Source organism: Saccharibacillus endophyticus (assembly GCF_013185185.1).
Classification (GTDB): domain Bacteria; phylum Bacillota; class Bacilli; order Paenibacillales; family Paenibacillaceae; genus Saccharibacillus; species Saccharibacillus endophyticus.
Genome location: NZ_JAAZWE010000003.1, coordinates 594,360 through 610,554, shown reverse-complemented (window position 1 = coordinate 610,554; position 16,195 = coordinate 594,360). Strand labels below are relative to the sequence as shown.

Annotated in this window: 10 protein-coding genes; all 10 read right to left on the bottom strand. The window is 56.6% G+C overall.

Annotation, left to right across the window (positions count from 1 at the left end):
- Nucleotides 1–100: 100 nt before the first annotated feature.
- Nucleotides 101–922 carry a nuclear transport factor 2 family protein gene (locus tag HRQ63_RS14065; protein ID WP_172244758.1) on the bottom strand — a complete coding sequence of 274 codons (822 nt, stop codon included), beginning with the start codon at nucleotides 920–922 and terminating at the stop codon, nucleotides 101–103.
- A 199-nt stretch (nucleotides 923–1,121) separates the two neighbouring features.
- The gene (locus HRQ63_RS14060) at nucleotides 1,122–1,673 is read right to left on the bottom strand and encodes an SUKH-4 family immunity protein (RefSeq protein ID WP_229714202.1); all 552 of its coding nucleotides are present in this window, start codon (nucleotides 1,671–1,673) and stop codon (nucleotides 1,122–1,124) included.
- A 44-nt stretch (nucleotides 1,674–1,717) separates the two neighbouring features.
- A complete protein-coding gene (locus tag HRQ63_RS14055; RefSeq protein WP_172244754.1) occupies nucleotides 1,718–2,242 on the bottom strand; it encodes a hypothetical protein in 525 nt (174 codons plus the stop codon).
- A gap of 248 nt (nucleotides 2,243–2,490) precedes the next feature.
- Nucleotides 2,491–3,333 carry a hypothetical protein gene (locus tag HRQ63_RS14050; protein ID WP_172244752.1) on the bottom strand — a complete coding sequence of 281 codons (843 nt, stop codon included), beginning with the start codon at nucleotides 3,331–3,333 and terminating at the stop codon, nucleotides 2,491–2,493.
- 249 nt (nucleotides 3,334–3,582) lie between these two features.
- Nucleotides 3,583–6,942 (bottom strand): glycoside hydrolase 5 family protein, encoded by a 3,360-nt coding sequence (locus HRQ63_RS14045; RefSeq protein WP_172244750.1) that lies wholly within the window; start codon nucleotides 6,940–6,942, stop codon nucleotides 3,583–3,585.
- The gene (locus HRQ63_RS14040; RefSeq protein ID WP_172244748.1) at nucleotides 6,939–8,258 is read right to left on the bottom strand and encodes a glycoside hydrolase family 125 protein; all 1,320 of its coding nucleotides are present in this window, start codon (nucleotides 8,256–8,258) and stop codon (nucleotides 6,939–6,941) included. The genes HRQ63_RS14045 and HRQ63_RS14040 overlap by 4 nt, the downstream gene beginning before the upstream one ends.
- A 151-nt stretch (nucleotides 8,259–8,409) precedes the next feature.
- On the bottom strand, nucleotides 8,410–11,502 hold the full coding sequence (locus HRQ63_RS14035; protein ID WP_172244746.1) for an alpha-mannosidase: 3,093 nt from the start codon (nucleotides 11,500–11,502) through the stop codon (nucleotides 8,410–8,412).
- A gap of 7 nt (nucleotides 11,503–11,509) precedes the next feature.
- Nucleotides 11,510–13,861, bottom strand: coding sequence for a glycoside hydrolase family 3 N-terminal domain-containing protein (locus tag HRQ63_RS14030; RefSeq protein ID WP_172244744.1), 2,352 nt, complete (start codon nucleotides 13,859–13,861; stop codon nucleotides 11,510–11,512).
- A 341-nt stretch (nucleotides 13,862–14,202) separates the two neighbouring features.
- Nucleotides 14,203–15,144: a carbohydrate ABC transporter permease gene (locus HRQ63_RS14025; RefSeq protein WP_172244742.1), complete on the bottom strand. Its 942-nt coding sequence runs from the start codon at nucleotides 15,142–15,144 to the stop codon at nucleotides 14,203–14,205.
- Nucleotides 15,145–15,198: 54 nt separating this feature from the next.
- Nucleotides 15,199–16,128 carry an ABC transporter permease gene (locus tag HRQ63_RS14020; protein WP_172244740.1) on the bottom strand — a complete coding sequence of 310 codons (930 nt, stop codon included), beginning with the start codon at nucleotides 16,126–16,128 and terminating at the stop codon, nucleotides 15,199–15,201.
- Nucleotides 16,129–16,195: the final 67 nt, after the last annotated feature.

Sequence of the window (16,195 nt, the reverse complement as noted above, 5' to 3'; positions counted from 1 at the left end):
TACAACAAAAAATCAAAATCCGCATCGGGTCGCGAAAAAAATCACCGAACGGACGCAAACTGTCCGCCGGTGAAGGAGTATGTCTTTTTTTCGGATACGTTTAATCGATATCGTAGAGCAACCATTTTCCCTCTCGCCGTACAAAAATAAAGGCATTGGAGCGAACCTGTTTGTCTCCTTCGACGCGATAGGCGACTTGAGCGATAGAGGTATCCGTCGAAGGCGGGTCGATCTTCATGATTTGCAATTCTTCGATTCGAGGGGCGTCTTCATGAAGTTCCCCCATGATCGAACCGGGTATGAACAAGCTGCGGTATGCTTCTGCATCCCCCGCATTTTGAGCGTCCGCTTTGGCTTGAATCAACTTTGCAAGCTCCAGCTCGTCCTCTTCATAGCCGCTCTCGTCGATTCGGGTGCCGTTTGCGCGTTCAATCCCCGCAATCCGCCATTCTCCCGCTTCTTGCTTGAAGTTATACAGAATAGAATGGTAGCCGTCCGCGGCATTCTCCCGAATCGCTCCGCCGACAGGATCGATCTCCGTTTGATCCGAATCGGATTTAAATCCGTCGAAACGTTCGGCCTTATCGACCCGGAATATGATCCGCTTGTCCTTTTCAGGCGCTTCCTGCGTGAACAACGAGGCATACGTTTGAGCATCGCCTGCGTTTTGCGCATTGAATAGCCGGTTTAACAGATCGATCTGTTGAGGTTTGATTATGGAGCCTTCATAATGCTCTTTTTTCAAATAAATTTGTTCTTCTGCAGGCGCTTCAAATGCGGCGATCGCCGGCTTGACCGCCTGTTTCCCCGAATTCGGAGTCGGCGCCGAAGCAGGAATGCCGCAGCCGCTTGCCGCTCCGCCAAACGCAACCAATACGATTACAGGCATCGTAAATTGATGAATTCTTCTTTTTATGTTCACGTCCGCCGAACCTCCCGTCGCTTCCTTCATGTCCTACACGCACGACCCTAATTAAACTTTAGACGTGCAGGATGCCATTTTAGTTTCATCAGCGACGAGTACGTCTTATCGAAGAACGCGGATCAATAATTAATTTTTGCTTCATATGTATAACCGTCCTTCGCCTATGACGCTTAAGGCGAAGCGACCGCTTCCCGCATCACGGCTGAAGCCGCTCCTCCACCTCTTCCCTCCAAAAAGTTCCCTGGGCAAAGGCCGCGGGGTCGATGCGTCCGAATTCCTGCACCACCCATTTCAACGTATCCTGCGGGATTTCGTTTTGCAAAAAAGCATCCGGGCCGTTCTCGCGGATCGTGCGCTGAACCAACTCCGCATAGATCAACAGAAATTCCGCAAAGCGCGGCACGGACGAATTAATAAACCATTCCGTACCTCCCTGATCCATTCGGATACAGACGACTTCCGATCCGCCGGCTTTCAGGCAAACCGGGTCCCCGTATCCGGTCGTCCCCAGCAGCCAGTAGGCGGAATATTCCTTCGGCATGCCGAAGGCGCTTTTCAAATCGGACAATCGTCCTTCGCCGGAACGAAATTCAAGATACGGGGCCGAATCGGCGGGAAGCCCGGCTTGGCATAAAAAGCGCCTGGCCTCGTCCTCGATCGGTACAGCCTCCAGCGCTTCGCAGTCGAAGCGCAGCAGCGGGCCGTCCAAAGCCGTATTCCAGGAAGCTATAAATCGTTCGGGCGTCATCGGCACATTTTCCACCTCCGTCTTTCTGGCATGCAGCTGTTTAACTAATTCGACGCGAAGGTACGATTCTCCCCCGTCTCTTCGCCGCGAGTCAGCGCTTCCGTAAAACGATCCACTTTCTCCATATAAAGCTGCGGCTGTGTTCGTTTGATATCCAGCAAGATATTCACGACGCGCCGTGCGGCACGTGCGGGAATCGTTTGGAGTGCACGGCTGTAAGCTTCGATATAGGGGAAGCCCGGGCGATCGGCATTCAGCAGCATGCGATGCAGGCGTACGGCCCATCCTTCCGCTCGCGGAAACAGGCCGGGTACTCCGAGCGCCAAGTAATGCATGCTCGCCTGGATTCCGCAGCGATCCGCAATATAAAAGATCGTCTCGAGCAAATCTCCCGCGGCGCTGGGTTCAATCACGTCATCCTCCAGCATGCGGCACAGATCGGTAATCACCTCTGCCGAAGCATTCTGGCCAAGCTCGTTTAAAATATCGGAAAACCTCTCCAGGTCATCTTCGTCTCCGGCAAAATCGCGCATTCGGTACAGCTCGTCCAGCAGTTTTCGGTCCGGCAAAATGGTTCGCCTCCTCTTCCTTCTGAATTTCTTCGCGCATCTATATCATACCCGATCTGGCGGCAAGCAAAAACCGTGCACAATAGGCACGGCTTAGGTACAGTGAGCGGGGGCTGCGGGAGAAATTCAGTTCGCGGCGCTGTCTCACCCGGAAAATCGATTGAAATTTTTATAGGAATTTTCCGGGTTCAAAGGCGTCTTGAACTGAATTTCTCCCTCCGCCCAGTCACTGTAGGATTAGGAGGAATTTAATCAGCCAGCGTAGAGAGGGAACCGTAGACTAACGGCGCGAAAGTTTCGGCATCGGCTCCGGCCGGGATGTTGATTTTGATGTCGTATCCTTTGGCCGGGGTTTCCCAGAGGGCGAATTGTCCGGTTCCGGCTTCGTTTTCGGCGGAAAGGAACAAGCGCGAAGCGGATAGGGCTGCCGGGGCTTTATCGCCTTTGAGTTCGACCGGCGTGCCGTAGGCTTTCAGCGCGGTTTTGGCTTCGTTGCGAAGCGTGGCGAGCGCATAGCCTTTTTCAAGCGGCGTGATGATCGCGTAATAGTCAGGATTGGAGGTCATCGACAGACGGTTGGTTTCGGCGTCGAATTCCAGTCCTTCCATGGCATAAAAGGCATAACCGTAGCCTTCTTGAAGTTTGCCGGTGACGGAATCGGTAGAGTCGGCCGTGGCGATTTCGAAGTTTTCCGTTTTCGGACGGTCCGCGCCTGCGCCTTTCTTGCCCTGTTTGGAAGCATCGGCCGGATCGTCTTGATCAATGGTTGCCGTTGCGGAAGAAGCGTCGTCTGTCGCAGCCGCATCGTCGGCAGCGGAATCGCTCGGTTTATCGGTCTCGTTCGCGGCTTGATCGTCGGTAGCGGCATCGGTAGAATCAGCAGCGGCCTCTTCGCCGCTCTCCTGATCCGCGGCTGCTTCCTCGTCCGGCGTTGCCGTTGCGGGTTCCTCGATGTTAGCCTTGTCTGTTGCTGCAGTCGATGTGTTCGGCTCGCTCTGAGATGCGGAGTCCGATTCGCTTCCGCAGGCTGCCAGAGCAGTGCTCAGCAGCAGCACGCCAAGAATACTGGCTGCACGATTGTAAGGTTTCATGGAAATGCACCTCCTGTTGAGTGTAAAAGAAATAAAGGCAAGTCTGTACGGCTGTTTATCGAATTTTTCGACAAAAAACCTCATCTTTGCACTTTCTCCTTTTAACCCTTACACCGCGATGTGACTCAGGAAGCAAATGATTCGGCATGACGAGAAGCTTCCGGAATAGCTGAATTCAGCACAAAAAGCGGAAGAGAAAAGTTCTCTTCCGCCGCATATTTTTCTGAATGCAGATGTTGAATCGCCGCTTTAATCGCCGACCTTGATCTCCACTTCTTCCGGCCGATAAACGGCTGTAATTTGCCCTTCCGAATCCGCTGCGAACAACGCGGAGCGCTCGCTTTCCAGCGTGAAGCCGTAGATCCGGCCCGTTGCCCGATCGCGAACCTTCACTTCGGCATCCCATGCATATTCGGACACGAATACGTACAGGCTGCCTTCGGCAAACTTCAACTTGCGTCCATAAATCCCTGTCAGCTCGCCGCCCGCCAACCATTCCAGATCGTCGACGACGCCCGCTTTTTCCGCGGCGTACCGATACAATTCGGCAATCGGCGAGTCGCCCGTACCCAATTCGATCGGAAGCGGACTCCAGATGAGGCGTCCTTTGCCGTTCGGCACGTCTACGACTTGATCCGCGCGGCCTTCCGCATCGGCAGGCGTTTCTTTCAGCGTCTCCGCAATGCGGCGTCCGCCGAACGAGACGGGCAGGCGCTTGCCGTCCAGCTCCAACATCTCTTCGCGGCGCACGTTGCTCAGCGTGCGGATGCCAAGCAGCTTATCCGCGCGATCCGATTCGTGCCAGTACGCATCCAGCCCGACCGGACCGGTGATGACCAAGGTCGCCTGCGTGGACTTCGCGATTCGCAGCAGCGTCTTCATGGCGTCTTCGTCCATGTTGTGCGGACTCGGCACGAAGATCAGCTTGGCCGGATTCGACTTGAGCGAATCCAGCCGATACTCGGATACCGCGCGGAACGGCAGCTTCAGATCGTAGGTCAGCACGCGCGTCAGCCGGTTCGTCGCTTCCACCGCGAACGAACGGTTGGAGAAGTCGTTGGAATACGGATACACCGCCGCCACTTCTTCAAGTTTTCGCCCTTGGAACAAATCACGGATTCGAGCCATAAAACGGCCGAAGTCGTACGAGACGTCCGCTTCCGGTTTTTCCGTGCCGTCGGCTCTCAATGCCCCGATATGCGACTCGTTGGCATTATCCATATAGAAGTTGGTGTTCCAAATCCATTGGATCGCGCCCGCGCCGCCCGTGGAGAAGGCATACGCGTATTTGCGCTCCAGGAAATTGCGCAGTTCGAACTCGCTGCGTTTCGCCCGGCCGTCCGGCGTTTCGACGTACATGATGCCCGTCTCCTGAATGACGTTCGGCTTGTCCGGCGTTTTCGCGAACACCCCGTCCCAAACCAGGCTGTCGTTCAACCACCAGGAATGCACGGTCGTATAATCGACGGCGTCTTCATAGAACAGCGGCGACGGACGCTGGGCGCCTTGCGCTTCGTCCTGGCCGACCGTAACCAGGTGATGAGGAACAAGCTGCTTAATCGAAGAGGTCAGCTCTGCTGCCCAAGCGCTGTGCATCTCGACCGAGAACAGGCTGTAATCCAGCCAGCGGGTTCCTTTTTTGCCTTTGTGCATATCCTGCACGTCGAAATTGATTTCTTCCGGCTCCGGAATCGCGGCCGCTTCGAACGAAGGCAGCTCGGCCGGCGTCATGTTCCAGTGCTCGCGCAGCTCGTGGACGGAATCATGACGCTTTTTGAGCCAAGTCACGAAAGCCGCGCGTTCGAACTCGTCACGCAGCGAACGCGGTCCGGCCGAGAAGATTTTCAACGGATCAAACATCGACGGCTCGTTGATCAGATCCCAATCCACATGCGTCGTCTCCGTATGGCGGCTGACGATCGAGCGGATAAAGCGTTTCTGCGCCTCGACGCTTTGCGGATCGAGATAAGGATTTTTGCCTTCCCAAGTCTCGGGCGTAAAGGAGAAGAAGGTGAAGGTCACGTGCAGGTTATGCTTGGCGGCCGTCAGGAAAAACGCATCGATCGCGCGAAGCACTTCTTCGGACGCATGGCCGTCAACCTGCATGATATTGCGGTAAGCCGTCCAGATTCCGGTACGAATCCAGTTGATGCCCGCTTTCGCCATCGCCGCCATATCGCGATCCCAGACCGCCGCGTTCGGCAGGAACAGGAATTTGCGCGCCACGTCGGAAGTCATATAGGTCATGCCGACGATCGGAAGCGGACGTCCGTCTTGCACGAAGTAATCTCGATTGGACGAGATCGGCTGACCGGATGCCAACAGTTCATGATCTTGCCCCCAGAATCCCTGGCTGAGCATGCGAACTTCGCCTTCCGGCGATTGTGCATGACATGTGACGTTGTGCAGGCCCGGGTTAATATCGAAAGGAAGCACGATATTCAATACGTTCCAGTCGCGGGATACGGCTGTCTCAAGGGTCTGGGAGTAAGCTTCCGAGCCGTCAGGCGACGTTACGGACAATCGGAACGTCCAGGCTCCGGCTTGGCCGAGCTGCTGCGCTTCGGCGCCGCTGCCCGCGGCAGTCCGATCAGCTTTTCCGTTTTTGCTTGCTCCGCTTCCTTCGCCTTGTCCGCTGCCGCTTTTCGCGATGCGCGACACCTTGCCGCCGGAAATCAGCGAATCGACGTCATGCTGCTCGACGAATGCAGGCAGATTGGCCGGAACCCCTGCGCGACGAATCCGCTGCACGCGCAGCTTCAGCCGCGCACGCTCGCCCGGTTCGTATACGGCGCTATCCGGTGCCAGCGAAAGTTCGATAGCTTCGCGCGCGGCGAACGCCGCCCAACGCGCTAATGCTTCAAGCCCTTGACTTTCCGCAAGCGCAGCAGTCAACGGGCGGTTCACGAATACCCAGCGGGAACCCGCAAACGGGCCGCGCACCTGCTCCCACAGCACCACGGGTGCCGCGATCGGACGCTCGGAAGAATCATAGGCCCGCAGCAGCGGCGTGATCTTGGTACTCATCGTACCTGCCGAACCCATTTGCTCCGGCAGGTCGGCGTCGCGGGTCGTATGCGGAACCAGGTTCCAGGTCGCTCCGATTGTTCCCGTTCCCGACGCGGCGCCGTTCTCGTCCACTGCCGCAAACAACGCCTCGTCGCCGGCCAGCAGCGGCAGCTCAGGCGAAGCTTCCAGACGAACCGCTTGTTTAGCTTCTACGGCTAACGTTTCGTGGATAAAGAGCTGTTGGTGATACCCCGTTTGCTCCGGTCCGATCCGCCAACGTCCGCCTTCCTGACGTACCGGACGCTTGAACGGCGCGCCGCCGACGCTGAGCAGACCGCCGCCTTTTTTCAGAAAGCCCAGAATGGCCGTCCAGGCGCTCTCCGGAAAATACGGCGCATGCAGATTGACCAATACGCCGTCGCCGTCGCCCAAACGATCGTTCAGCGCGTCGCCCAGATCGGCCGCGCTGGTCACCAGACCGTAAGCGCCCAGTTCTTTCAAGCCGGGCAGCGGGCCGGAAGCCGGAAAGCTCGGGTCGCGGAAAAAGATCACCTTTTTATTGGTCGGCTCCGCCGCTTTTTTCAAATACGTTTCGCTCACAAAATATCCTCCTTCATCGCCTTATAGACAAGCTGCGAGAACAGGCTGTTGGACCAGGCAAACCATTTTCGCGTGAAAATCGTCGGGTCGTCCACATGGAAGCCTTCGTGCATGAATCCGGTGCCCGCGTCCGTGTTCTCCAGCATCTGAATCAACTCCAGCTTCTCCTCTTTCGACGAAGCCGTCAAGCCTTGCATGGAAAGTGCCATATGCCACACGTAATCCGGCGGCGTATGCGGACTGCCGATTCCTTTTGCCGCGGTGCCTTCATAATAGAACGGGTTTTCTTTGCTCAGCGCGAAGCGTCTCGTGTTTTGGTAGACCGGATCGTCAGCGCCGACGTATCCCAAATAAGGAATCGACATCAGGCCCGGCGTGCCGGCGTCGTCCATCAGGCAGTAATTGCCGAAGCCGTCCGTCTCGTACGCGTAGATCGGACCGAATTCCGGGTGACGGTAGGTACCGTACAACCGGATGCCGCGATCGATCTCCTGCTCCAGCTTTTTCAGCTCGCGCACGTAATCCTGATCCCGGAAAATCCATTCGAAAAACTCGCCCATCTGGCGCAAAGCCACCACCGCGAACATGTTGCCCGGAATATTGTAATGGAAATCGCACGCGTCGTCGCTGGAACGGAAGCCCGACCAGACCATGCCCGTATAGTTGACCGGCATGCCCATCCCTTTGTTTTGCAGGGAATCGTGTTCGATGCCGTTGTCGCGCGTGAAGCGGTACGGCGATTGCTCGAAGTGGTACTGCTCGGTACGGAACACGTTCACGATCGCTTCCATCGCTTCGCGGAAACTTTCGTCGAAGATGTCCGTACGCTCCGTTTCTTTCCAATATAGATAAGCCAAACGCACCACGAAGCACAGCGAGTCGATCTCGAATTTGCGCTCCCAGACCCACGGGGACATCTCGGTGCCGTCGCCTTTGTTCCAGTGCCAATCGTTGGCCGTTTCGTTGAACGCGTTGGCGTAAGGATCGATCAGGACGTATTTCACGTGACGCTTGACCAGCCCGCCGATGATGCGCTGCAAGTCTTTGTCTTCTTTGGCGAGAGGCACGTAATGAATCACCTGCTCGACCGAATCGCGCAGCCAGCTTGCCGGGATATCGCCCGTAATGACGAAGGTCGTGCCGTCGTCCATCAGCTTGGTCGTCGTCTCCAGCGTATTGGGAAAACAATTTTTGAACAGCTTCAGCAGCTTGGGACGATGCGCAAGCGCGACGTCGGCCTCGGCCAGCACGTCCTGCACGGCTTGCGGAAGTTCGAATTTGGGCATCGGGATTTTGGGAAGGCGGAATTGTTCCAAGTTAATCGCTCCTTTTTCGTTTGATGTACCGGAATCTCTGTTGAAAAGAAAAGCCGACGCCCCGCCGATCACCGTCCCGGCAGCGAAAGCCGTCGTTTGGATGGTTGAGCGAAAAGCGTCGGCGCAGCATATGGATCAAGCCATGATTAGATTAGATCAACTTGATCGTTTTGATCTCGTACGGTTTGAAGGACAGGGAAACGGATGAACCGTCAATCAGCTCCAGCGCTTCGCCGTCTTCTTCCAGCGCACCGGACGATACAACGCGGCTAATCGGCGTTTTCCAGCCAAGCTTAACGGTTTCTCGACCTCCTGCCGATTCGTACAGACGCACAATAACGCCGCTTCCGTCCTCGGCTGGTTTTACGGTATCGAGAATAACATGCGTACCGTCGAAATCGATAAGCGAAGAACTCGACGGCAGGCTGCCGGCGCGAGTTTCTGCACGGATCACGGGAATTTCCTGATTCAGCGCAGCCGCGGCTTTTACCGTGTTCGCGCTTCTCCAGTCTCCTTCGTGCGGGTACAGCGAATACGTGAAGTCATGCTCGCCCAGGTCCGCCTGCGTATCCGGCCACTTCGGCGCTCTCAGCAGGGACAATCGGATATTGCTGCCTTGAATGTCATAGCCGTATTTGCAATCGTTCAGCAGGCTGACGCCGTAACCGCGCTCCGATACGTCGGCAAAGCGATGCCCGCAGACTTCGAACTGGGCTTGCTCCCAGCTCGTATTGCGATGCGTCGGACGCTCCAGCGAACCGAACGGAATTTCGTAGGTCGCTTTTTCCGCCAGAATATCGACCGGGAACGCAACCTTCAGCAGCTTATGCGCTTCGTTCCAGGATACATGCGTTTTGAAGTCGATGCGACGATCGTGTTTATAGAAAATCACATGCTGTTCGATCGTCGATTCGTTCAATTTCCAACGGAAACGCAGCACGTCGCGCACGCCTCCGGAAGTCACCACCGTTTTATCGAGCAGTTCCGCTTTGCCGGCCGGCTGCTGTTCGAAGCGGGGATCGATATCCCACGCATCCCATTCGGTCGGACGGTCATGGAAAAATTGGAACGCGTTCGCGGCTTCGCCGGCCTGAACGATTTCGCGATTCGCGGCTTTATCAAGCAGCGAGACGATCTCTCCGTTTTCATTAAAACGAACCGTGTAATGCGCAGTCTCCCAGACATCCGGGAAAGCGTCCGTTGAAGCTTGCGCTGCCTGAGTTTCCCCGGCAGGACGCAGCCAAACGGTCACGTAACCCAGCGCCGGAATATCGTTCATATGCACAAACAGATCACCCGCTTCGGAGTCGGATTCAAGCTGCTTGCCTTCCGAATCGTAAGCGGCCTGTCCGGCTGCGCCTTCGATTCGCACAACAGCCGAGCGACTCCAACCCTGACTATTGAAAATGACATGAGGCGCACCTTCACCCTGCGTATCGATCTGCACCGCCATCGCTTCCGCGCCGATAGACAATCCGCGCTGCCCCTCCGCAAACACTTCCGCATACTCGGCATCCGAAGTCTGATACGTTTCCGTAATCGCCGAACCCGGAATGATGTCATGGAACTGGTTGAGCAGGATCAGCTTCCAGCCTTTATGCAGCGATTCCAGCGCTTCGCCGTAGTTTTCGTGCGACTCCGAACCTGCCGCTCCGGCCGCCAGCACGTTCCACAGTTCCGCTTCGCGGTACAGGATCTCGGCTTTGCGGTTGGCGCGTTTGTTGTAAGCATGAGTCGTATACGTGCCGCGGTGCAGCTCCAGATACAGGTCGCCGCGCCAGATCGGAAGATCCGGGTCCGCCTGGGTGATGCCTTCGAAGAACTCCGTCGCCGTGCCGTAACGGCTGCCCGGCTGTCCGACCATCAGATCGGCGCGGTCGATATACTCCAGCATTTCCCGCGTGACGCCGCCGCCTCCGTCGCCGTGCCCGTACAGCAGCATCTGCTCGGCGTGCTTGTCTTTTTGACGGTAAGACTGCCAGTGTTCGTGAATGTCTTTCGGATGCGTGTGCTCGTTGACGCCGTGGTTCAGGTACGACAGAATCGGCGTTCCGTCGATGCCTACCCAATGGAACAGATCGTACGGGAAGGTGTTCGTGTCGTTCCAGTTCAGCTTGGTCGTCATGAAGTAGTCCACGCCGCCGTGCTTCAGGATTTGCGGCAGCGACGCGCAGTACCCGAACGTGTCCGGCAGCCATTCGATATGCGAGATTTTGCCGAATTCTTCTTGATAGAAGCGCTGCCCGTACAGCATCTGCCGCATCAGCGATTCGCCGCTCGGAATATTCAGGTCGGGCTCGACCCACATGCCGCCGACCAGTTCCCAACGCCCTTCTCGGATCCGGGCTTTCACGCGTTCATACAACTGCGGATCGTTTTGCTTCAGGAAATCGAACAGGATCGGCTGGCTTTGCGTGTACAGGTAGCCCGGGTATTCGTTCATGAGCGTATCGACGCTGGAGAAGGTACGGCTCGTTTTGCGCACCGTTTCCCGCACCGGCCACAACCAGGCGATATCGATATGCGATTGGCCGACCATAATCTCCTGCCCTTCCGCGTTGTTGCCGCCGATCTCGCGCACGCGGCTGCGCAGCTGCTCCTCGATCGCGGCTACGGCGGAAGCTTCCGCAACTTCGTCTTGGCGAAGCCCGGTAAAAGCATCCATCGCGCTATGTAACGCCTCCAGCAGACGGACGCGGCGGAAGTCGGTCTCCGGCAGCAGCGCCAGCGAGTCGCGCACCACCGTCACGGTGTACATCAGGCTGCGTACAGGCTTGTTCGGCAGCACGATCAAGCTGCGAACCGCCGTGATCGGAGGCTTGATCGTCGCCTGTTCGTTCAACGGGTCGTAAGGCTCGGGAATAATATCGAACATCTCGATCTCAAGCTCCGGCTCATGGCCGACCTGCTTCAAATCAAGCGTAGCGTACGTATGGTTGTCATCGATACCCTGATACGAATTGCCGTTCACACGCAGCAGCCCTTCGCCGCCGCAGTCGAAGATCAGGCCGACCGAATCCGCATGCCAATCCGCCGGAACCTCAAGCTTCGAGCGGAAGAAGTAAGTCGTGCCGTTTTTGCTCGGGAAAGGATTCAATTCCTTGCCCTGCGGATAAGGCTCGATATCGGTGTACTCCCCGGGAAGCCCGTAAGTGGAGCGGGTAATGTCCCAGTTCTTCCACTCCATCTGCTTCAACCATTGCTGCTGGGACAACTCCCGGATAAAACGTCTCAAACGCTGCATCGTGGTCTCATTCCTCTCCGACAATCAAATCTGTACTGCGTATATCTTCAACGTTCCGTCCGACCTTCAACCGGAATAAACCCGGTTCCACGACCGGCGTATAGTCCGGTCCGATATAGCGGAGCTGCTCCGCGCCGATCTGAAATTCGATATTCGCCGTCTCTCCGGGTTTCAACTCTACCTTTTGGAAGCCTTTGAGTTCATTCGCCGGGCGAGTCACTGCGCTAACGACGTCGGAAACGTACAGCTGCACCGTTTCGGCTCCCGCGCGCTGACCCGTATTCGTGACTTGCACCGATACCGTAACCTTTTCGCCGGCAGTCAATTGCTCCAACGATAATCGAGATGCCGACAAGGTCGGCTGCGAATAATCAAAAGAGGTATAGCTCAGCCCATAGCCGAATGGATAACGCGGCTTCGAGTTGTCTTCCAAATAACGCTTACCGCGCGAGCGCTTGCCCCGATAATGCACCGGAAGCTGGCCGACATGCTTCGGAATCGAGATCGTCAAGCGACCGGAAGGATTCACGTCGCCGAGCAAAATATCGGCAACGGCATGGCCGCCTTCCTGACCCGGATACCAGGCTTGAAGCAGCGCCGGGATATGTTCTTCCACCCACGGCTCGGCCACCGGACGTCCGCCGATATACACCACAACGATCGGTTTGCCCGCGGCAGCGGCATGAACTTCGCGAATCAGGTCGAGCTGCACGCCCGACAACTCCAGCGACATGCGGTCGATTCCTTCGCCGCAGTCCATATCGCTGATCGCTTCGCCCGTCACCATCGAAGCCCCGGTACGCAGATCGATCGTCCCTTCGCCGAAGTCGCGGGCGCTCGATCCGCCCATCACCAGCACCACGGCATCCGCCTGTGCCGCGATTTCCGTCGCTCGCGCGAACCCTTCGCGCGATTCGCCGCGAATCCGGCAGCCCGGCGCGTACAACACGCGCTCTTCCCCCAGCCGCTCGCTCAGTCCCCGCAGCACCGTCGTCACGCTTCCTTCCGGCTGCGGCGACGTGTAATCGCCGAGCTGGTTGTATCCCCGGTCCGCATTCGGACCGATGACCGCCACCTTGCCGATGTTATCCGGCAGCGGCAGCACACCTGCGTCGTTCTTCAGCAGAACGACGCTTTCGGCAGCGAGCTGCCGGGCAATGCCTACATGCTTGTCGCAGCCGATCACTTCGGCTGCACGCTGCGCGTCCGCGTACGGACGTTCGAACAGTCCGAGCCGGAACTTCAGCTTGAGCACGCGCAGAGCCGCCGCATCCAACACTTCCGGCTCCAGGCGTCCGCCTTCGAACGCCGCCAGCAGATGCCGGCCGAACATCACGCCGGACATCTCCATATCGATGCCCGCACGCAGCGATTGCAGCGCTGCGTCCTCACCGTCCTCGGCCGTATCATGGCCGCTTGCCAGCATGTCGATCGCGCCGCAGTCCGTAATGACCGGACCGTCAAAGCCCCATTCGCCACGCAGGATGCCGTCGAGCAGACGCTCGTTCGTCGTGCACGGCACGCCGTCGATTTCGTTGTAAGCCGGCATCACCGAAGCGGCTCCGGCTTTGACCGCCCGCTCGAACGGATACAAATCCGTCTCGATCAATTCGCGCCAGCCCATCGATACCGGGCCTGCGTTACGTCCTCCTTCGGAGCTGCCGTAGCCGACGAAGTGCTTCAGCGTTGCCGCAACGCTGTTTTCCGCGTCCAGACTTTCGCCTTGAAGACCTTCGACCGACGCGACCGCCATTTCCCCGATCAGGAACGGGTCTTCGCCGAAACATTCTTCCGTCCGTCCCCAACGCGGATCGCGCACGACGTCGAGCACCGGCGAATATGTCGCCGCTCCGCCTTGAACGCGAGTTTCCGCGGCGACTGCCCGGCACATTTCGCGATACAGATCGACATTCCAGGTGCTGCCGATCGCCAGCGGTACCGGATACACCGTCGCTCCGATCGCCATATGTCCATGCGAGCATTCTTCGCCGATGAGCAGCGGAATGCCGAGTCTTGAATATTCGACCGCATAACGCTGAATTTCGTTAACCGCTTCGGCGCCTTCTGCCGGAGACAGTCCGGTTTCCAGCGTTACGCCCGTCCACGGATCGGCGCGCAGGGTTCCGTACAGCGAACCGACGTCTCCCTGACGCACCTGCTCTTTAAAGTTCTCCGTCAATTCCGCTTTACCTTCGTGACGCGAGTATGTCATCCAGCCGAACGGCTGAATCAGCTGTCCCGCTTTTTCGCGCGGCGTCATCGCCGCGAGCAGAAGCTTCGCCCGCTCTTCGGCGGTCAGCGCCGCGTCCAGCCAAGGTTTTTCCGTGTTTGTATCCGTCGTCGTTGTCCGTTCCGTCATTGCGGGCATCCTCCTTCGCCGTCTTATAAAGTGGACAGTCTGTCGAAAAGGCGACGTAAGCGCGGGAAGCGAGAAGCCTCCGAGAGAAATTCGTTTCGGTCGCGTGGTGAAATGGAGAAAAAAGATTGAATTCTTAGCGGAATTTTCTCCATTTCAAAGGCGATACATAGCATATGCTTCCGAAGTGCATTTCTTCGAAATGCTTCAGCTCCTTCACTGAATTTCTCTCTACGCCTTCTCGCTTCCAGTTACGTTGGATTTTTCGACACTTTAGCCACCTTACACGGGCGGTTTTTTTATTTTAAGGGGTGTATCTTTTTCGAACCCGTTTTCGGTTCCTCTTATTCTTTCACCGCTCCGATCGTCAAACCCTGCACGAAATAGCGTTGGAAGAACGGATAAGCGAAAATAATCGGCAGCGTCGCCAGGACGACCATCGCCATGCGCGCGGTATCCTGCGGCAGCGATTGGAGCGCGGCCATGCTGATATTCGCGTTGGCGGAGTTTTGTTGGATGAATTGCATGCTGGATTCGATCCGCATCAGCATCGATTGGAGCGGAACCAGATTCGGATTGTCGATGTACAGGAGGGCATTGAACCAGTCGTTCCAGTAGCCCAGCGTGCTGAACAGTCCGATGGTCGCCAGACCCGGCAGGGACAGCGGCACGATGATTTTCAGGAAAATCCGGAATTCGCCCGCGCCGTCGATCTTGCCGGACTCGACCAACGCGTCCGGCACGCTGGTGCTGTAGAACGTGCGCAGGATCATGACGTAGAACGCGTTCATCGCCAGCGGCAAGATCAGCGCCCAGATACTGTTTTTCAGCCCCAGCAATTGCGCCACGATCATGTAGGTCGGGATCATCCCGCCGTTGAACAGCATCGTGAGAATCGCGAAGATCGAGAAGAAACGGCGGTAACGGAAGCCTTTTCTCGATACGGCATACGCATAGAGCGAGATCATGATCAAGCTGACGATCGTGCCGATCACGGTTACCGCGATCGTAACGCCGTACGCTCTCAGAAGCGTATCGCCGCTTTCGAAAATGTAACGGTAAGCGTCCAGGCTCCACTGCGACGGAATAAGGCGGTACCCTTCGCTGGCCAGCACGCTTTCGTCCGTCAGGGAAATGATGACCACGAAGACGAACGGGAAGACGCAGGCCAGAGCGAACAGTCCGGCGATCAAGTTGAACGCGATATTCCAGCCTTTGCTGATCTGGTGGAAATCGCGAGGTTTTCGTATTCGTCCGGCTTTGCCGGAATTGCGGGTCGTTTGCATGCCGGTATCTTCCTTTCTGAATGGACGGTGGTGTTTTTCTGTCAGGCTTTCTTTTTAGAACAGCGCGCTGTCCTTGTCCACGCGTCGAACGACGTAGTTGGAGATGATGACGAGCACGAATCCGACGATCGACTGATACAGTCCCGCCGCTGCGCTCATCCCGATCTCGCCCGTCGTCATCAGCCCGCGATAGACATACGTATCGATTACGTTCGTGACCGCGTATAACGTACCCGAATCTCTCGGAACCTGATAGAACAGCCCGAAGTCCGCGTAGAAAATTTTGCCGACGGCAAGCAGCGTCATGATCGTCATGATCGGCGTGAGCATCGGAATCGTGATCCCGCGGATCTGCTGCCATTTGCTCGCTCCGTCGATCATGGCCGCTTCGTACAGCGATTTGTCGATGCCCAAGATCGCCGCGAGATAGACGACGCTGCTGTACCCGATCGACTTCCACAGGTTGACGATAATCAGAATGTAAGGCCAATACTTCGCTTCCGAATACCACTGAATCGGGTCCATTCCGAACCAGCCCAGAATCTGGTTGAGCAGGCCGCGGTCCATGCTCAGGAAGCTGAATACGAAATAACCGACGATAACCCAGGACAGGAAGTAAGGCAGGAACATCCCGGTTTGATAAATTTTCGACAACTTGCGATTGACCAGCTCGGACAAAATAATCGCCAACAATACCGAAAAGATCAGGCCCAGAATAATAAACGCGAGATTATAAAGCAGCGTATTTCGCGTAATCGTAAAGGCATCATCGGTACTGAACAGAAATTTGAAGTTGTCCCAGCCGACCCATTCGCTCCGGAAAATGCTGGCCCAGAACCCGTCACGGCTGAAGCGGTATTCCTTGAACGCCACGATCGTGCCCGCGAGAGGCAGATAAGAGAAGAAGAAAAACCAAATCGTCCCCGGCAGCACCATGAAAAGCAGCGCCTTATTGCGGTTTATGTTTTTGAAAAAGTTTCCCATGAGTATGCCATCCTCCTTTGAATCCGCTCCGTCTAAAAAAAGGGTCGGGCGATCCTTTCACCGCCCG